The sequence below is a fragment of the Rheinheimera sp. genome (assembly GCF_965283995.1).
GTDB lineage: Bacteria > Pseudomonadota > Gammaproteobacteria > Enterobacterales > Alteromonadaceae > Pararheinheimera.
This window is the reverse complement of the sequence record NZ_CBDIQG010000001.1, coordinates 3,137,253-3,156,555: the sequence shown is the minus strand read 5'-3', so window position 1 is coordinate 3,156,555 and position 19,303 is coordinate 3,137,253. Positions and strand designations below refer to the sequence as shown.

Genomic DNA, 19,303 nt, shown 5'->3' with positions numbered 1-19,303 from the left:
GGTTACACCCGAACCCGATTCAGGATCACTTGTACCAGCGCCTGTAGCTGTGGATCCGGCGCTTGCGCATGGCCCATAAACCAGGCAAACAGGTCTGGATCGTCACAGGCCAGCAATCGCTCAAAAATGTGTTTTTCCGGCTCAGTCAGGGCGTCATAACCGTGTTCAACAAACGGTGCCAGTAACACATCCAGCTCGAGCATGCCACGACGGCAGGCCCAGCGTAATCTTGGTTTAATCATCAATGTGGTCATAACATTCCTGTATTTACTGCGTTGAACTGCGGTGCAGCCCGAAGCCAAATTCTAACAAAAAATCCGGCCAGGGGTTGTGCTTTTGCCGGGAACACCCAATGATCTGGCCATTGTGAACGGTTTTGGTCGGGAGCCCGGCGGTTTTATGCAAAGTTTCTGGATGAGTGCTGAGCAACTGGCTCAGCTGTCAAATAATCTGTCTTCGGCCTTTATCAGCCCGCTGCCTGCATTTCATTTACTGAAAATCAGCGGGGCCGATCAACAAAAATTTCTGCAGGGCCAAGTCACCTGTGATGTGGCACAAATCAGTGCTGAACGTTTCCTGCGTGGCGCACACTGTGACGCCAAAGGCAAGATGTGGAGCACCTTCCACTTACTGCAAGCCGGCGATGATTTACTGTGGCTGGCATTTCGTGACGAACTGCAGGCCTCACTGCTGCAACTGAAAAAATATGGGGTCTTTGCCAAAATCAGCTTCACTGAAGTGCAGGACCAATATGCTGTGTTTGGCATCGGCGGTGCCGACAGTGCAGCCTTACTCAGCAAGCTGGGTTACCCGCAACCGGCCATTGGCCAGCAACTCACAGTGGCAGGTGGATACTTATTAGGTCTGGCCGCCGATCACTTTTTGCTGGTTTTAGCCATTGATGAAGCCAAAGCCCTGTGGCAACAGCAGCAGGCTTTCATGGCTGCACCCACCCGCTGGTTGGCGCAACATATCGCCCACGGTATCCCTTATCTGGAGCAACCCTTGCTCGGCGAATATGTGCCGCAGCAGCTGAATCTGCAGGCTTTGGATGCCATCAGCTTCACCAAAGGCTGCTATATGGGCCAGGAAATGGTGGCACGGATGAAGTACCTTGGCAAAAATAAACGCGCGATGTATCTGCTGCAGGCTAACACCGAGCATACGCCGGTGGCCGGCACCGATCTTGAGATCCAACTGGAGCAGAACTGGCGGCGCAGCGGCGTGGTCGTGAACGCGGTGAACATTCAGGGTCAGCTGCAGTTGCTGGCCGTATTACCGAATGATATCAGCCCAACCGACCATTTCCGGCTGGCGACAGAGCCGGATGTCAGCTTACAATTACAACCTTTACCTTATTCAATCACCCCCTGAGGTCCTCATGACTATTCAACACAACAAAGTCGTCGCCATGCACTACAGCGTCAGCGATGCCAATGGCAACGAACTCGACAGCTCTTTTGGCGCCGAGCCTTTAGTGTTTATTCACGGCACTGGTTCATTGATCAGCGGTCTGGAACAAGCACTGACTGGCAAACAGGCCGGTGATAAATTCACAGTTGCGATCGCGGCTGCCGATGCTTATGGCGAGCGTCACGATGAGCTGACACAGGCCGTACCACGTGCCCTGTTTGAAGGTATGGATGTTGCCGTCGGTATGCGTTTTCGCGCTGCCGGTCCGGATGGTCACGAGCAATCCGTGATTGTACTGGATGTGACCGAAGACGAAGTGGTTGTTGATGGTAATCACCCGCTGTCAGGTATTGATTTGACGTTTGAAGTCGAAGTCTTGGTGGTGCGCGATGCCACCGCTGATGAACTGGCACACGGTCATGCGCATGGCATGGACGGTCACTCCGGTCACGACTAATCGATCCGGCGGGCGGCCGGTTCCCGGCGGCCCGCTATCTTCCTGCCCATTCCTGCAAATACCTGCAGCACAAAATCCCAGCGCTGCCCCGCTTGGTCAGACCAGAAGAAACTGTTATAAACCAGACATCATCACTGCCGGATAAAGCCGATGTCGCCGTCTTTGAGTTACCAGCCCATTATCAGCCCTGCCCCAGCGACGCTGATTGACCAACATGGCAAGCTACAGCAAGGCCTGTTTGACGCTTCTGTTGCCAACCTGAACGTTGCCGCGTTCAGACTGCATTCGGTGATGGACAAACCGGTCAGCCGCTTGGCGCAGCATTTTGCCTATAAACAGTTTCAGTTTGTTTGTATCAGCGGCCCCGACTGGCTGCTCGCCGTCGCGATTGCCGATGTACGTTATGTTTGTTCCGGTTTTGCTTATCTGTATCAAAACAATCAACCAGTGCGCGAATTTGCGCTGCTGGCGCCGCTTGGCTTTGGCTGTCAGTTAAGCGCGTCGCCGCAGCAAGGTTTGGCTAGCATGGGCAAAGGCCAAAAACACTGGCAAATTAACTGCGCTGTGGAAAATTGGACATTACGCTGTCAGGCCAGTGGCTTAGATGCCGATTTAACACTGCATTTTGACCAGCAACGACCATTAGCCCTTGCGGCGCCAACCGGCTACAACGGCTGGACTTATACCGAAAAAAACAACGCGCTGCGTGTCAGCGGCAGCTTACGGTTAGACGGACAAACGCTTGATGTGCAGAGCGCCCGCGGCGGCATCGATTTTTCCGCCGGCTTTATGCGCCGTGAAACCAGCTGGCGCTGGAGCTCGATCAACACCATGCTGCAAGGCCAGGCTTTTGGTCTGAATCTGGCGGCTGGTGTCAATGAGACTGGTCTCACTGAAAATGCCTTGTGGTATGACGGCGAGATCCAGCATTTAAGCCCTGCCCGGTTTGAATTTGCCCGCGGTCAAAACACGCCATGGCGCGTGACGACATTATGTGGCGAAGTCGATTTAACTTTCACTGCCGATTTTTGCCGGCAGGAAAAACTGCAGCTTGGAATCCTTGCCAGTAATTTCCGCCAATATGTCGGACATTACAGTGGTACAGTGCGCTTACGCGATGGCCGGGAACTACAACTGCAGCATTGCCTGGGTCTGGCCGAAGATCACTATGCCAAGTGGTAAATCGCAGCCCGTTGCAAATATTCAATACCCCGGGATAACCGGCTTGGCCTGGCCAGAAGAGATAAAAAATACTGTTCATAAAAAGGAGTGACTATGAATTTTTACCCGCGCCTGCTTGCTGCTGCGCTGACCTTATCCGCGTTGACCGCCTGTTCACCAAAAGAAGTCGGCGACGTCAGCCTCGGGCTTTTTACCACCAAAGACATTAAAATTCAGACTTTTAACGACCCGGCGATCCCAGGTGTCACCTGCCATATCAGCCATGTTGAAGCCGATTTGTCGCTGGCTGATCCGTCTGATATGTCCATTGCCTGCCGCCAGACCGGCGAAATCACAGCCTCGATGTTGAGTAAAATTGATAAATCCAAATCCGGCGAAGTGGTTTTCACCGCATCAAAAAGCATCCTGTTTAAACATCTGAAGATCAGACGGATTTTTGATGCTGACAACAGAACGCTGATCTATCTGTCTTATTCGACCAAAGAAAGTGCCGGCAGCGACAAACACTCACTGACCACAGTGCCGCTGTGGGGCAGCAAAGCCTGGCAAGAGCTGGAAGCTCAGCAACAAGCCGCTAAAACGGTCAAATGATCGGTCTCGCGCCAGAACCGACAACCATTTGACCCGTTTGCTCAGTCACTCCCTGAAACAAGAAACCCGCCAGCTGGCGGGTTTCTTGTTGTCATCATCCGTTAGAGCTTGCGGATGTTATCTACCGCGTCGCGGTCAATCAGTTTGATTAGCGGGTCGACGCCAATGTAGGTGGTACTTTTGGGCACTACAACCCGAACTTGCTGTTTACCGGATTTCAGCCGGTGTTTTTGTAAATATAACAGCTGGTTATCGGCAGAGAATTCATCCGGATCTGCGCTGAACGCGCCGATATCGATGTCTTCATCCAGCGGCTGTTCGGTTTCGGTACCTTTGCCATCTGCACTGAGTCTGGCGGCCTGAATGGTTAAGTCCAGTTGCAGTTGGCCGTCCGGCAATTCGGTTTTCTGCACCTCAAGCAGCCGTAAATCATACAAAGTAATTTGCATAAATTGCTGTTCGATAAAGGCTTTGTCTTCGCTGCTGACGCCGGTGGTTAAGTGGCGCAGCAGATCCAGCGTAGTTGGATACGGGTTTTGTTTGTATTGGAACTCTTGCAAAAACGCCTGCAAGTTCGCGTCGAGCCGCTCTACACCAATCCGGTCTTTGATCGCCATCATCACAATGGAGCCTTTGCGATAATGGATATAGCCTTGCCCTTCAGCACGCAGCAGCGGTTCTTCAGCGACTTTTTCATCGGTGCGGCCACGTAAATAACGGTCCAGCTCATATTTCAGGAACTGACGTAACTTGGCCTGGCCATATTTGGTTTCCATCACTCTGAGCGCGCTGTATTGCGCCAGTGTTTCCGGGATCACGGCGCTACCCTGCACGTTGGCGCTGCCAACCTGATGGCCCCACCACTGGTGCGCCATTTCGTGCGCCGTGACGTAATACGGCATGTCGATGCTGTCTTCATTGCGCAAATCATTGATAAAACCAATGCCTTCGGAATACGGCACTGTATTGGCAAAGGATTGAGCAAAATCGCGATAGCCCGGGAACTCGATGATCCGCATCTGTTGGTGCTGATACGGCGAAAACGCTTTGTTGAAATAATCCAGCGAGTCCTGCATCGATAACATCATCCGGTCGACGTTCCAGTGATGCGAAGGATGGTAATACACCTCCAGTGACACGCCCTGATAATCCTGCTTCTTCACCGCCAACCGTGCCGACAGGAACGAGTAGAAATTAAACATCGGTGCATTCATTTCATAGCGGAAGTATTGACGACCATCCTGCTGCCACTGTTTCTTCAGATAACCCGGCGCCAGCGCGGTTTGATCCACCGCAGTCGAGACCGTGGCGCTGAACTGAATAAAATCTTCGGCGCGGCCAAAACCACTCTCTGTATAGCGGCTGCTGTCTTCCAGTTTATGCGCCCGCTGCACCGGTTCCAGACCGCGTTTACTGCGTTCATGCCGCTCCTGCAATTCAAATCCGGCGTTGTAGCCAAACTGCGGCAACAGTTCCATGTTATTGATAAAGGTGCCGTTTTCAACCACTGCGACATCGACATCGCCATCCTGGAACCCTGGGTTAGTGCGGCTCAGCACGAAGGTCATATCGATTGTTTGCCCCGGTTGTACCGGCGCACTGAATTCCAGCCACGCCGTACCCAGTCGGCTATCACGCGGACCTAAACTCGCCCCTGGCGCAATGATCTCCATGCTGCGGGTGTATTTCGGCCAGTTCACTAACATCTTCGTGACCGGTTTATCGAATTTATTGATCAGTGTCTGTTCGACCCGGGCATCGACGCGCCGTGCAACCGGATAAATATCGACAAAAGCTTCAACTTTGGTGGCAACCAGGATTGGATCATCAGCACCGGCTTTGTAAGCTTTTTCATAATCCGCCTGCAAATCCATCTGCTGTTCCGCAGTGTCATATTGATTCAGCACGCGGGTGTTGTAGTAAATCCAGCCACCGGTACTGACAAAGACCAGGCTGCCGAGCAAAATTACCGCCTGACCACCTGCACCAATCTGATACCGCAACTGCTGATAACGCACCGCCAGGCTTTGCGCCGGCCCGCGCTGGAACATACCAAACCCCAGTACAAACAAGATGGCAGTGAGCCCGCCCCAATACAGCATGTACCAGCTATGGCTCTCTAACGTCCAGCCAAAGCGGTTCAGATCGGAAAATGGTGCCGCCGGTGACGCGGCAAAATGCCACATGCGGTGGTTAAAGCCCCAGGCATCCAGCACCTGAGTCAGGATGAAATACACGACAAATACGCCCATACCGACATATTTGTTTGGGCTTAACACCTGGATCAGGAACGCCAGCACCACGGTCAGCATAAAGGGCAGAAAGTTGAAATACCCCAGCCGTATCAGGTATTGCAGCAAATCCAGGTCGTCAAAACCTTTGATCAACTGATAACTGATTGTTGTCAGGGTAAAAGCAAAGTACATCAACAACATGGCGGCACTGACGGCCATCAGCTTCGACAACCACAGCACCATATTGGCCACCGGCGTCGCGTCAATAATGTCGCCGATCCCCTGGGTGCGTTCACGCCAGACCACTTCTGCACAGTAATAAGTCAGGATCAGGACCAGCAATAAACCACTGGACTCTGTCACCAGTTCAATCATGGTTTGCGTCAACGGCCAATCAGCAGTGCCGTAAAAACGCTGCGGTGCGAATAAAGGCGCCAGCAAGTTAAAGATACAAATCACCAGTAAAATAAAAAACGGCGCGCTGAACACCACCTGTTTTAACTCAAAACGCAGCCGCGTCCAGAATTGCGCCAGTGCAGATGGTTGTTGCGCTTTGGTCTGCAAAGCACTAATCGCAAACTCCGGCACAGCTTTCCCGGCTTTCACTTTGCCGGCACGCGCTTTCGGTGTCAGCGCCAGTGGCTTGAACAAACCGCCGAACAGCGCCAGCAGCACGACGCCCACCGCCAGCCATAACAGCCGGTTCTGCAGCAGTACGCCGCTGAAACTAACACTGAGCGTATTCTTCTCGACAATAGTCCAGTACCGCGACACATCCGCAAAAGAGCGTAAGCCAAATGGGTCCAGTAAAGCGGCGATGGTGCGGTATTCCGGTGATTGCCCAAAACTGCCGGCGACCAGATACAGCACAAACACCACCACAGCCACCAGATACATGGCCTGCATTGATTTGAACTTACTGGCGATGGTGTAGAACAGGGCTGACAACACAAACAGCGACGGCAGCGCGAAAATCAGATAAGCATCAACATAATAACTGAGCACTGTCGGGCCAAAACGCGCCTGGTCGACCCAAGGCATTAAAGAGCCCAGCAAAGTGCCAAGCGGTACCATGGCAAACACCGTCACTAACACCAGATAAGCGCCAACAAAGCGGCCTAACTGGTATGACAATGGCGGCACCGGCTTGGTACAGACCAACTCTTCCATCATGCTGGTGTGATTACGCAGCGCCGTGCTGCTGACAAAATTCACCACCAGAAACATCGAAAAAATCAGCATGGTGGTGATAGTCCGGGTAATGGCAAAAGGTCCATTGCCCCAAATCTCGCCGCCGCCGCCAATTTGCACGTTGTCCGACGCCGTGGCAAAAAACGCCAGCAGGAAAAACAGCAATGACGTGACATAAAACGACGGCTGACGCTGATAATAGCGCCATTCAAACCGAATCATCTGCAAAAACATGGTGATGTCCTCACGCAGACTGGCGCTGACGCGCCTGATGCAAACAAGAGAAATACACGTCTTCCAGATTGGCCGCGCATGGACTGAAGCCTGCAGGTTGGCTGATAGCAAACACATTCAGCACAGTGCGACCGGCAAACAGACGCTTCGAGATCACCGGCAATTGTTGCTCTAACTCCAGAGCTTCGGCCTGGCTGACGGTTTTGGTCCAGACCTGGCCCTGTAACTCATCGACTAAGGTCAGCGGATTGCCAGTCAGCAGGATTTGCCCGCCCGCCAGCACTGCCATTTGCGGACACAGTTCGGCCACGTCATCCACGATATGCGTCGACAGAATAATCACTTTGTCTTCGCCAAGACTAACTAACAGGTTGTGGAAGCGGTTGCGTTCTTCCGGGTCAAGGCCTGCTGTCGGTTCATCGACAATCAGTAGCTGCGGGTCGCCCAATAGCGCCTGCGCAATACCAAAACGCTGACGCATGCCGCCGGAAAAACTGCTGACTGCTTTGTCTTTGTGCTGATACAAGTTGGTGTGCGCCAGCAGCGTTTCCACGGTTTCACGGCGGGATTTTTTCTCATTCAGGCCTTTTAAAACCGCCAGATGTTCCAGCAAATCAAAAGCACTGATACGCGGATAGACCTGAAAGTCCTGCGGCAAATACCCCAGCGTCTGGCGCAAGGCGTTCGGGTCTTTTAACACATCAATATTGCCAAACTGAATGCTACCGCTGTCGGCCGCCTGTAAGGTCGCAATCGTGCGCATCAGGCTGGATTTACCGGCGCCATTTGGGCCCAGCAGTCCATACATCCCTTTGGGAATAGTCAGACTAACATCTTGCAGCGCTTTGACGCCGTTATCGTAAGTTTTGGATAAATTTGTAATTTTTAGCATGGTCGCTCTGTTCCTGGCGAAGTAAGACCAGCACAGCATGCCAAAGGGCGTGACCGACGCCCAGTGAAATACCTTTACAAAGTGTGTCGAAAATTTCAGCGCCGATTTAAAGCTCAGCCCACATCCGGACCAAGTTGTGATAGTGCCCGGTCAGCGCCAGCACTTCGCTGCTATCACCTAATTGCTGACGCAGGCTTTGGATTTGCTGATCGAGCGAATACAACAAGGCGCGTTTGGCGTCGTCGCGGATTTGGCTCTGGCTCCAGAAAAAGCTGCAAACCCGTTCACCGCGGGTGACCGGCAGTACCTGATGCAGGCTGGTCGACGGATACAAAATCAAATCGCCGGCCGGCAGTTTGACCTGATGTTCGCCGTAAGTGTCGATGACTTGCAGCTCGCCGCCGTCGTATTCGTCCGGTTCCGACAAAAACAAGGTCGACGAGACGTCGGTGCGTAAACTCAAAGTACTGCTCGGTAAAATTCGCACGGCGCCATCGACATGCAGCCCATAATGCTCGCCACCGCTGTAAGCGTTAAACAATGGCGGTACAGTACGAAGCGGCAACGCGGCCGACAGAAACTGCGGGTGTTGATACAAGCGCTGCAAAATCAATGCGCCCAGCTCGCGCGCCAGCGGGCTGTCGACCGGTAACTGGCGGTTATGTTTGACTTGCGCCCCCTGTGGCCCCACTGTGGCCCGGCCATCGGTCCAGTCACTATGTGCTAGCAAACGGCGAAACTCGGCCACTTCAGCTTTGGTCAGAACTGCGGGAATATGTAATAACATCAAGCACCTCAATGGAAAAGGCAGCCCAACGGGCTGCCTATGTTCTATTTACCTTCGGTCGGATCAAAACGCAACATTCACGCCCAGCTTAGCCGAACGTGGTGCGCCCTGATGATAACGGCCGCCGCCGTTATTCAGTGACTGCACGTATTCTTCGTCCAGCAGGTTATACAGGTTGAACTGCACAGTGACGGTCGGGTTCACCTCATAGGTCGCCATCGCATCCACGACCCAGTAGTCCGGCACTTCCAACATTGAGCTCGTGGCCGCCACCAGGTTAGTGGTATTCGAACGGGCTACAGAATCCATGTAACGCGCCCCGCCGCCCAGTTTCAGTTTTTCCAGTGTGTAAGTCCCCCACACTGTAAAGGTAGTTTTTGGCGTCCACTGGATCACACCGCCATCAGTCGGTGCGCCGCTATATAAAGCGCCGCGGGTGATTTTCGGATTCATCAGCGCGATACCGGCATTCAGTTCAAAGTTCTGTAATGGAGAGCCGACCAGCGCCAGTTCCAGACCGCGTACGGTTTTTTCGCCGACCGGCACATAAGTGTTCAGGTCATCGCGCACCAGTTCATTTTTGTTGACCGTTTCAAACAAGGCTGCGGTAGCAAACAGGTTTTTGTCCAGTAACTGCCACTTGGTCCCGAGTTCCAGGTTGGTGCCTTTTTGCGGATCCAGCATTGGGTTATTCTGATTGGTTGCCGCAGTGCTCAGCGAGAAGTTGGTGCCGCCTGGTGGCAATTGCGACGTGGCATACGACAGATAAACCGAGCCATCTTCGGTTGGTTTATAGGTGGTCCCCACTTTGTAGCTGAGCAAATTGTCTGATTTACGCGCCTCCGAACCGACCAACGTCCCGACCGGGACGGTCTGTGGTGTAGCAGCCGCTTGCACGGTTATAAGGTTTGTATCGGTGTTGTAGTGTTCGGCACGCAGGCCGGCGCTAACTTGCCACTGCGCATTCAAATCAATGGTATCGAGCATATATAACGCGGCAGTACTGGTATTGCCGTCGGTTTTGGCGCCGGTGCGAACTGGTAATCCAAACACGTCTGCGGTCGATGGGTTATACAGATTGGCGTTGACCTGCGTCGTGCCGGTCGGCAGACCCAGCGTGTAGTTCAGCTGACTTTCAAAGCTGAATTCGATGCCAGATGCAATATTGTGCGTCAGCGCACCTTGTTGCAGCGTGGCATTCAGGTTGGTCTGGTTAATCAACAGCTGGTTTTGCTGGTCTTTGCCCTGGCGGTTACGGTTCACTGTCCAGCTGTTCAGGTCGGTTTTCGTCGCTGCCGGCACTGTGATGCCATTACCGGTATTGATGCCGGTCAGCACATAGTCCTGCGACGACACGCCATAACGACTGGTATTTTGCAGCTTCACGTTGTCGGCAAAATCGTGTTCAATACGCAGCGTCAGCATATCGGCAACGACGTGGTCAAAGTCGTTTTTGCTACCGTAAAAACTCTCCCGCTCTACTTTGCCAAAAGCTGGTGCCGTATTGTTCGGGAATGCGGTGGCAATCGCCTGACTGTAGAAGCCTTCCAGACCAATGGTTGGTACGCCGCCGTCCGGGATATTGTCCTGCTGCACATGCAACAGATTCAGTGTGGTGCGGGTTTCAGTGTTTAAGCCAAACGCCAGAGAAGTAGCAATACCGGTGATATTGTTTTCAACGACGTCACGCCCGGCGACACCGCTGTCCTGACGTAATAAGTTGACGCGGATGGCCGCGTTGTCGATCGCCAGCGTCTGATTCACGTCAGCACTGACACGTTTGTGTGACCCTGAACCGATGGTGGCGTTGCCGGTGATAAAGCTATCCAACGTCGCCGCTTTGCTGCTCATATTGATATAACCAGACGACGCACCGCGGCCGTTATCCACGCCGGCCGGGCCTTTAGCGATTTCCACTTGTTCAGTGTTAAAAGTATCGCGGCTGATAGTGCCCAAATCGCGGATGCCATCCACATAGATACTGCTTTGCGTATCAAAACCACGCATAAAAATCGAATCACCGGTTGCGGTGTTGCCATTCTCCCCCATCAGCATGGTAATGCCCGGCGTGTTGCGCAGGGTTTCTGACAAAGTGTTGGCTTGCTGTTGCTGGAACAGTTCTTTTTTCAGCACGACAATCGTCTGTGGTGTATCGAGCAACGGCTTCACCTGCTTGGCGGAGCTGGCCTTTTCGGCGATCAGTTCAGTTGAAATCGCGCTGCCTTTTACTTCTACTTCGGCCAGCTTACCAGTGTCCTGCGCGTAGGCGGCTGGCATCGCCAGCAGCAGTGCAGAGGCCAAAGCTGCCGGATAAGGTTGGTTATGTTTTTTCGAGTGAATAAATGACATCGTCAGGTCCCTTTTAATACAGCCGGTACGGCTTCTGTAGTTTTCGGGCGACATGTTATCGAGATCTATTCTCATTTGCAAATAGGAATTACTCCTATTCGTATTTTATTGTTAGACTTGCGCTTGTCCTTGGTTTTGTTCAGACGTTGTATAGCCAGCTATGAGCGAATTGCAGAAATACGATAACCGGTGCGCCGTACTTCGTTTGGTGCCACCCTACGGATGTTCAATGATCTGTAGGGGTAGGCCTTGCGCCTACCCGAATTTCTCGGACTGCGGGTAGGGACAAGCCCTACCCCTACACAATATCAACGTCCGCAACTGGCACATACCGAAACGCCTTGCGGATAACACATACAAAAAAACCACCCGCAGGTGGTTTTTTTCATCACATCAACAGCTTAGCTGCCGTGTTTATCGGTATGACGCATATGCGGGAACAGGATCACGTCGCGGATGCTTGGCGCGTCGGCCAGTAACATCACCAGACGGTCGATGCCGATGCCTTGGCCTGCGGTTGGTGGTAAACCGTGTTCCAGTGCAGTGACGAAATCTTCGTCGTAGTACATGGCTTCGTCGTCACCGGCTTCTTTTTGTGCCACTTGCTCACGGAACCGTTCAGCCTGATCTTCGGCGTCGTTCAACTCGCTAAAGCCGTTACCCAGTTCACGGCCACCGATGAAGAATTCAAAGCGGTCGGTGATCTCTGGATTGTCGTCGTTACGGCGCGCCAGTGGCGAAATCTCGGCTGGGTATTCAGTGATGAAAGTCGGTTGTAACAGCTTGGTTTCGACCAGCTCATCAAACACTTCCATCAGGATCCGGCCGTGACCGTAGTTGGCTTTCACTTCGATGCCTAATGACTTCGCCAGTGTCGCTACCGCTTCACGCGTGGTGAGCTGCTCCAGCTTCACTTCAGGGTTGTAGTGCAGGATAGATTCAGTCACTGACATGCGCGCAAATGGCTTGCCGAAGTCGAAGATATGGCCCTGATATGGCACTTCCGTGGTACCCAGCACCGACTGCGCCAAACCACGGAATAGTTCCTCGGTCAGGTCCATCAAATCATTGAAATCGGCATAAGCCCAGTAGAATTCCAGCATGGTGAATTCCGGGTTGTGCCGCGTCGATACGCCTTCGTTACGGAAGTTACGGTTCAGCTCAAATACTTTTTCAAAGCCACCGACTACCAGCCGTTTTAAATACAGCTCTGGCGCAATCCGCAGGAACATTTGCATGTCAAGCGCATTGTGGTGCGTCTCAAACGGACGGGCTGAAGCGCCTCCCGGGATGCTTTGCAACATTGGGGTTTCAACTTCTAAGAAGCCTTTGCTGTTAAAAAACTGGCGAATGTAGGCCACTGTTTTTGAACGGATTAAGAAGGTCTTGCGTGACTGGTCGTTGACGATGAGGTCCAGATAACGCTGACGGTAACAGGCTTCCTGGTCGGTTAAACCGTGGAATTTATCTGGTAACGGCCGCAGCGCTTTGGTCAGTAAACGGATCTCATCGAGCCATACGGTCAGTTCGCCGGTCTGAGTTTTGAACAGCGTGCCGCTGCCACCGACGATGTCGCCTAAGTCCCACTTTTTGAAGCCTTCGTTGTAGACATTTTCCGCCAGACTGTCGCGTGCGACATACAGCTGAATTTTGCCACCAACGTCCTGAATGGTGGTGAAGCTGGCTTTGCCCATGATGCGGCGCAGCATCATGCGGCCGGCCACAGTCACGCGGATTTTTTGCTCTTCCAGTTCTTCTTTGCTCAGATGCTCATACTGCGCCAGGATCTGGTCTGAAGTAGCATCACGGCGGAAATCATTCGGGAATGGATTGCCCTGTTCACGCAGCCCCGCCAGCTTATGTTTCCGCTCGGCGATCAGCTTATTGACGTCCTGATGTTCTTCAATCGGATTGTTCTGTTCAGACATGTTAAGTTCCTGATTTTAAGCGAAAATTACAAACCGGCTTTTAAGCTGGCTTCGATAAATTTGTCCAAATCCCCGTCCAGCACAGACTGGGTATTGCGCGTTTCAACGCCGGTACGCAAGTCTTTGATGCGCGAATCGTCCAGCACGTAAGAGCGGATCTGACTGCCCCAGCCGATATCCGACTTGGTGTCTTCCAGTGCTTGTTTTTCGGCATTTTGTTTTTGCAATTCAAACTCATAGAGTTTGGCGCGTAATTGCTTAAAGGCGTTGTCGCGGTTTTTATGCTGCGAACGGTCATTTTGACACTGCACCACAATGTTGGTCGGTAAGTGCGTGATCCGCACCGCAGAGTCGGTTCTGTTAACGTGCTGACCACCGGCGCCTGAGGCCCGATAAGTATCGATGCGCAGGTCGGACGGATTGATTTCGATTTCGATGTCGTCGTCGATCTCCGGCGACACAAACACCGAAGCAAAAGAGGTATGACGGCGGTTGCCGGAATCGAATGGGCTTTTACGTACCAGACGATGTACGCCGGTTTCGGTGCGTAACCAGCCGTAGGCGTATTCGCCGGTAAATTTGATGGTACAGCCTTTGATGCCGGCGACGTCACCGTCAGTAACTTCGTACAGTTCCGGGTTAAAGCCTTTGGCTTCACCCCAGCGCAGATACATCCGCATCAGCATGCTGGCCCAGTCCTGTGCTTCAGTACCGCCGGAACCGGATTGAATATCGAGGAAGCAGTTGTCCGGATCATGTTTACCGGAGAACATCCGGCGAAACTCCAGTTTAGCTAACTGGGCTTCGAGGTCAGCCAGTTCAGTCTGCGCTTCAACAAAAGTATCTTCGTCTTCGGCTTCGACCGCCAGCTCAACCAGACCGGCCACATCTTCCAGGCCTTGATCCAGTTTATCGATGGTGCTGACGATTTGCTCCAGTGCGGAACGTTCTTTGCCGAGCGCCTGCGCTTTTTCCGGATTGTTCCAGACCGCAGAGTCTTCAAGCTCGCGCGAGACTTCCTCTAACTTTTCTTTCTTTGCATCGTAGTCAAAGATACCCCCGAAGCACGTTAGTGCGTTCAGCTAAGTCTTTGATACTGTTATAAACTGGATTGACTTCAAACATGATTTTGCAAGGCGCCTGAAAAAATAGGCGCCGATTGTAGCAAAATTTCGGCGGCAGGTGCAGCCTTTTGCGGCTTTCCGGATGGCTGTTGTTGTGACAAAGAGCTGGTTCAGGCCGGCCACAGATGCCGCACCAGCAACTGTAGATTCTGCTGATCACGGAACTCATTGATATCCAACTGATACGCCAGTTCGACTTGCTGAATTTGCGGGTTGGGCCAGCTTTTGATATCAGCATTAAACCAAATCGCATCAAACAGCTTGCCGTCTGCGCCCTGTAACATCATTTTCAGATGTTTTTCGGCGAGTAAGCGTTGTTGCACCAGCTTAAAGCGGCCATGAAACACCGGCTCCGGAAACGCCTGGCCCCAGGGACCCGCATTTTGCAACAGCTGCGCGAGGCCAATATCCAGTTCCTGCGGCTGTAATTCACCGTCACTGTAGACCACTGCAGTTAAATGTTCCGGCTGGATAAAACGGCTGGCCTGCTTGCTTAAAGCCTGCACAAACACGTCAAACTGCGCTTCGGCGATGGTGAGGCCGGCAGCCATCGCATGACCGCCGAACTTTTTAATCAAACCCGGTTCAGCAGTCGACACCGCTTCGAGCAAATCGCGCATATGCACACCGGCAACGGAACGCGCCGAGCCTTTTAGTTCGCCATTGTCGCCACGGGCAAAAGCGATCACCGGTCGGTGCCAGGCTTCTTTAACGCGGCCGGCCAGAATCCCAATCACGCCCTGATGCCAGTCGTGCTGGTACAGGCACAGACAGGACGGCAAATCAGTACTTTTTAACGATAGGCGGCTGAGCGCAGCCATCGCTTCGGTTTGCATGCCCTGCTCGATTTCGCGCCGTTCCAGATTGAGGCTATCGAGCTCGGCCGCCAGCCGTCGCGCATTATTGATATCAGGCGATAACAAACAGGCGATGCCAATCGACATATCATCCAGCCGCCCGGCAGCATTTAAGCGCGGAGCCAGCGCAAAACCAAAATCCTGCGCCGTCAGCTTGGCTGCTTTGCGGTTCGCCACATCAATCAGAGCCTGAATGCCGGGGCGGACTTTGCCGCTGCGAATGCGCTGCAACCCCTGATGCACCAGAATGCGGTTGTTGTGATCAAGCGGAACCACGTCGGCGACGGTGCCGAGTGCGACTAAATCCAACAATTCGGCCAGGTTAGGTTCTGCCATCGCAGTAAACGCACCTTGCTCACGCAGTGCTGCGCGCAGCGCCAATAAAAGATAAAACGCGACACCGACACCAGCCAGCGCTTTACTGGGGAACTCGCAGCCTGGCTGATTGGGGTTCACGATCGCGTCGGCGTCCGGCAGTTCATGGCCAGCTAAATGGTGATCAGTGACCAGCACCCGCACACCAGCCGCCTTGGCGCGTGCCACACCTTCGATGGCGGAGATACCGTTATCGACGGTGACGATGAGTTCGGCGCCATGCTGCAGCGCCAGTTCGGCCATCTCGACCGACAGGCCATAACCATATTCAAAGCGGTTCGGCACCAGAAAATCGACATTAGCAAAGCCAAGCGCACGCAACCCAGCCAATAAAGTGGCCGTGCTGGTGGCGCCGTCGGCATCAAAATCGCCGACGATCAAAATGCGTTGTTGTGCTGCCCGCGCATCGAGCAGCAATGCCACAGCTGCGGGCATGCCTTTTAACAGCTGATACGGTAACAGTTGTTGTGCGCTACGCGCTAACTCGTGGTTATCGCTGATCCCGCGATGGGCATACAGGCGCTGAAGTACCGGATGCACCGGCAAAGAAAAAGCGGCCGGTGTCAGAACCGGCCGTTGTTGCAGGGTTTTGGCAAGGGTCATCAGGCTTATCGTTTCGCCAGTTGAGTCAGGGCCGCAGCCAGCGCAGCAGCTGGTTGATACCCTGGGATTAACGAGCCATCCGGCAACACCATCGCTGGCGTACCGTTGATGCCAAAGCTTTGACCAAGGTGATATTGCGCCGCGACATTGTTGTCACATTTCGCCACCGACACATCGCTGCCGCCTTTGGCTTTTGTCATTGCACCCTGCTTGTCTTTAGAGCACCAGATCGATTCCAGCGTACTGAACGTCTGGCTATTTTCACCACCACGCGGGTAGGCCAGATAATGAATGCTGATGCCGGCATCCAGATAATCCTGCATCTCGCTGTGCAGCTTGCGGCAATAACCGCAGTCCGTGTCGGTGAATACCGTCACGACGAATTTCTCATTTTTCGCTTTAAACTCAATGGCGGATGGTGTCATTTTGTTAACACCAGCCAACCGCATCGGCTTCATCACTTCTTCGTTGACGTGTACTTTATTTTTTAAATCAAATACTTCGCCCTGAATCAAATACTGGCCGTCGCTGCTTGCGAAGAACAGCCCACGATCAGTGAACACCTGCAGCAAACCGGGCACCGGCGCATTGGCCACTGACGTTGGTTTGATGCCTATTTCGGCCATGCGTTGCTGTAATTGTTGATCAGCCTGTAACGCAGCCGGCACGGCGGTAGTGGCCGCGACAATCGGCGCCGCCGGGAATGCCAGACATAAAGCGGCGATGATTTTTTTCATAGCAAATTCCTTGGTCATCCACGCGGATGATGTGTCTGATGTAACTGTTGTAACCGCAGCTGCGCGACATGGGTGTAAATCTGCGTTGTCGACAGGTCACTGTGACCCAGTAACAGCTGTACGACGCGCAGATCTGCACCATGGTTCAACAGGTGCGTCGCAAAAGCATGCCGCAGCGTGTGCGGTGATAACTCTGCGCTGATGCCGGCCACTTTGGCATAAAACTTAATCCGGTGCCAGAACGTCTGTCGCGTCATTTGTACACCTCGTTGACTCGGAAACAATACATCCGAAGGTTCGCTCAGCAATAACGGCCGGCCATGTGCCAGATAACGTTGCAGCCATTCGGCGGCTTCTTCACCAAACGGCACCAGCCGTTCTTTCGATCCTTTGCCAAACACCCGTAATACGCCCTGCCGCGGATTGACCTGATGCAACGTCAGGCTGACCAGCTCCGTTACCCGTAAACCTGAGGCATACAGCACCTCCAGCATCACCTTGTCGCGAAACTGGATCGCCTCGTTGAGGTCCGGCGCCGCCAGCAGCGCAGTGACGTCCGCTTCCGACAAAGACTTCGGCAGCGGCTGCCCTAATTTTGGATTTAAGACGCCGGATAGAGGATTCTGCGCAATGACGCCGCGCTGATGCAGCGTCTGAAAAAACCGCCTAAGACTGCTGAGCGCCCGTGCCGTGCTGCGAGGCGACAAGCCCCGGTCATACCGCGTGGCCAGATATAATTCCAGCAGCGCGCTGTCCGCCTGTGTAATCAACTGACCTTGTTGCTCGGTAAACAAAGCAAACTGACGCAAATCAGTGCCGTAGGCACTGAGCGTATGGCGGCTGACGCCATCACTGAGCCACAGATCATCGAGAAACTGGCTGATCTGCGCTTCCACGGCGTCACTTAGCAGCCGGACTTTTTTACGGGCATCCACCATTTAAAGCGCTCCCGACTGCACTTGGGTGCAGATGCCAGCTCTGCTACAATCGCCGCCTTGCTGCCGACCGTCAGATCGCCGGACACTTGTGCTGCCATAGCTTCGACTCAGGGTTTGAAAGATGAACATTGCCATATTCTACGGTTCTACCACCTGTTACACCGAAATGACCGCCGAAAAACTAAAAGTACTGCTGGAGTCAGATCCGGCACTGCCTGTTGGCAGCAGTGTATCACTGCACAATATCAAACAGCAGCCGCTCGTGCAGATGCAAGCGTATGACGTGTTGATCCTAGGGATCTCCACCTGGGATTTCGGCGAGTTACAGGAAGACTGGGAAGCGCACTGGGATGACATCAGCGGCGTCGATTTGAGCGGTAAAATCGTGGCGATTTATGGTATGGGCGACCAGATTGGCTACACTGAATGGTTTGTTGATGCGATGGGCATGCTCAGTGATGCCATCGCCGACCAGGACTGCCAGCGCATCGGCTTCTGGTCGACTGAAGGTTATCAGTTTGACAAATCGAAAGCAGTGACACCGGACGGTGAATGGTTTGTCGGCCTCGCGCTGGATGACGAAAATCAATATGACCAAACCGACGAGCGGCTACTACGCTGGACCGCGCAACTGGTCAGTGAGCTGACTGAGCTGGGCTAAACCGACTGGCACCGCTCTGCTGCAAGCCGCAGCGCAGTTGGTTTTTTACGCAAAAAACCGCTAACTGCCTGATTCAACTCAACGCAATATTGACCGAAAAAAGTGCACAAATGTTAAAATAACCCTTGCGCCAACAATTTTCTCTGCATAGAATGCGCGCAATCGAAAGGCAAGACAGTTGAAAGACTGCTCGCGCAAAGCTTCGGGTCTAAGGGTAGTGATACCTACGACAGCCGGGCTGCCATCCCACCATCACCGGGATGAAGATCAACAAAATGCCAGCGCGCTTTTGTATCTTTGCAGACTCTCTGCTTGCCTTTCATCGAATCCCCCCAGACTTTAGCTATGCCTGTTGGCACCGGAGTTAACGATGAATTTCAAGACACTGACTTTAATTGCTGTTGTAGTAAGCCCACTGTTCGCAATCGCTCCAGCCAGTGCTGATGACCAAATCGCACAATCTCTGTGTGCTTATGTCGCCGCAAACGATAAAAACAGCATCCGCAAGACTTTATCTGACAGCAAAATCCGCATCAAAAACGTCTATGACGGCATTCAGTGTGACGGTCTGCCGATGATCCGTTTCGCTATTAAACACAATGCCGCTGATGCTGCAGAATTTATTGTCAAACAGCTGCCAGGCAGCCAAGTGTCTAAATCAGGTGACGTGGAGTGGGCGCAAAGCAATGGTTTTGCTGCATCACCAATCATCGAAACGATCAAAGCACGCAGCGCCAGCTAACAGCACCG

General features: G+C 53.1%; 16 protein-coding genes and 1 riboswitch. Of the genes, 6 read left to right on the top strand and 10 right to left on the bottom strand.

Annotation, left to right across the window (positions count from 1 at the left end):
• Window positions 1-2: 2 nt before the first annotated feature.
• A complete protein-coding gene (locus tag ACQ66Q_RS14060) occupies window positions 3-254 on the bottom strand; it encodes a succinate dehydrogenase assembly factor 2 (protein ID WP_208931633.1) in 252 nt (83 codons plus the stop codon).
• Between the two features lie 82 nt (window positions 255-336).
• Between ACQ66Q_RS14060 and ygfZ the strand changes: the two genes are divergently transcribed.
• From ygfZ to ACQ66Q_RS14040, 4 genes are all read left to right on the top strand, one after another.
• A complete protein-coding gene (gene ygfZ / locus ACQ66Q_RS14055; protein ID WP_430457381.1) occupies window positions 337-1,374 on the top strand; it encodes a tRNA-modifying protein YgfZ in 1,038 nt (345 codons plus the stop codon).
• Window positions 1,375-1,381: 7 nt separating this feature from the next.
• On the top strand, window positions 1,382-1,870 hold the full coding sequence (locus ACQ66Q_RS14050; protein WP_430457380.1) for an FKBP-type peptidyl-prolyl cis-trans isomerase: 489 nt from the start codon (window positions 1,382-1,384) through the stop codon (window positions 1,868-1,870).
• A gap of 150 nt (window positions 1,871-2,020) precedes the next feature.
• On the top strand, window positions 2,021-3,052 hold the full coding sequence (locus ACQ66Q_RS14045) for a DUF2804 domain-containing protein (RefSeq protein WP_430457379.1): 1,032 nt from the start codon (window positions 2,021-2,023) through the stop codon (window positions 3,050-3,052).
• A 93-nt stretch (window positions 3,053-3,145) separates the two neighbouring features.
• Window positions 3,146-3,643, top strand: a complete 498-nt coding sequence (locus ACQ66Q_RS14040; protein ID WP_430457378.1) for a CreA family protein — start codon at window positions 3,146-3,148, stop codon at window positions 3,641-3,643.
• 101 nt (window positions 3,644-3,744) lie between these two features.
• Here ACQ66Q_RS14040 and ACQ66Q_RS14035 read toward each other — a convergent pair whose 3' ends face one another.
• The 9 genes from ACQ66Q_RS14035 to xerD all read right to left on the bottom strand — a co-directional run bounded on the left by ACQ66Q_RS14035 (window position 3,745) and on the right by xerD (window position 17,892).
• Window positions 3,745-7,302: a M1 family aminopeptidase gene (locus tag ACQ66Q_RS14035; protein WP_430457377.1), complete on the bottom strand. Its 3,558-nt coding sequence runs from the start codon at window positions 7,300-7,302 to the stop codon at window positions 3,745-3,747.
• 10 nt (window positions 7,303-7,312) lie between these two features.
• Window positions 7,313-8,194, bottom strand: a complete 882-nt coding sequence (locus tag ACQ66Q_RS14030) for an ABC transporter ATP-binding protein (protein ID WP_430457376.1) — start codon at window positions 8,192-8,194, stop codon at window positions 7,313-7,315.
• Window positions 8,195-8,300: 106 nt separating this feature from the next.
• Entirely contained in the window at window positions 8,301-8,981 is a 681-nt protein-coding gene (locus ACQ66Q_RS14025; RefSeq protein WP_430457375.1) for a Fe2+-dependent dioxygenase, read from the bottom strand.
• Window positions 8,982-9,044: 63 nt separating this feature from the next.
• On the bottom strand, window positions 9,045-11,330 hold the full coding sequence (locus ACQ66Q_RS14020) for a catecholate siderophore receptor Fiu (protein ID WP_430457374.1): 2,286 nt from the start codon (window positions 11,328-11,330) through the stop codon (window positions 9,045-9,047).
• A gap of 401 nt (window positions 11,331-11,731) precedes the next feature.
• Complete coding sequence (gene lysS / locus ACQ66Q_RS14015; RefSeq protein WP_430457373.1) at window positions 11,732-13,258, bottom strand: lysine--tRNA ligase; 1,527 nt, start codon at window positions 13,256-13,258, stop codon at window positions 11,732-11,734.
• Window positions 13,259-13,284: 26 nt separating this feature from the next.
• A protein-coding gene (prfB, locus tag ACQ66Q_RS14010; protein WP_430457372.1) for a peptide chain release factor 2 occupies window positions 13,285-14,383 on the bottom strand; the annotation gives its coding sequence in 2 pieces (ribosomal slippage) (window positions 13,285-14,307 and window positions 14,309-14,383; 1,098 coding nt in all).
• Window positions 14,384-14,492: 109 nt separating this feature from the next.
• Window positions 14,493-16,217: a single-stranded-DNA-specific exonuclease RecJ gene (recJ, locus tag ACQ66Q_RS14005; RefSeq protein WP_430457371.1), complete on the bottom strand. Its 1,725-nt coding sequence runs from the start codon at window positions 16,215-16,217 to the stop codon at window positions 14,493-14,495.
• A 5-nt stretch (window positions 16,218-16,222) separates the two neighbouring features.
• Window positions 16,223-16,954, bottom strand: a complete 732-nt coding sequence (gene dsbC, locus ACQ66Q_RS14000; RefSeq protein ID WP_430457370.1) for a bifunctional protein-disulfide isomerase/oxidoreductase DsbC — start codon at window positions 16,952-16,954, stop codon at window positions 16,223-16,225.
• A 14-nt stretch (window positions 16,955-16,968) separates the two neighbouring features.
• Window positions 16,969-17,892: a site-specific tyrosine recombinase XerD gene (xerD, locus tag ACQ66Q_RS13995; protein ID WP_430457369.1), complete on the bottom strand. Its 924-nt coding sequence runs from the start codon at window positions 17,890-17,892 to the stop codon at window positions 16,969-16,971.
• 121 nt (window positions 17,893-18,013) lie between these two features.
• Between xerD and fldB the strand changes: the two genes are divergently transcribed.
• Window positions 18,014-18,553 carry a flavodoxin FldB gene (fldB, locus tag ACQ66Q_RS13990; protein ID WP_430457368.1) on the top strand — a complete coding sequence of 180 codons (540 nt, stop codon included), beginning with the start codon at window positions 18,014-18,016 and terminating at the stop codon, window positions 18,551-18,553.
• Window positions 18,554-18,711: 158 nt separating this feature from the next.
• Window positions 18,712-18,799: riboswitch (cyclic di-GMP riboswitch) on the top strand.
• A gap of 124 nt (window positions 18,800-18,923) precedes the next feature.
• Window positions 18,924-19,295 carry a DUF3718 domain-containing protein gene (locus ACQ66Q_RS13985; RefSeq protein WP_430457367.1) on the top strand — a complete coding sequence of 124 codons (372 nt, stop codon included), beginning with the start codon at window positions 18,924-18,926 and terminating at the stop codon, window positions 19,293-19,295.
• Window positions 19,296-19,303 lie beyond the last annotated feature (8 nt).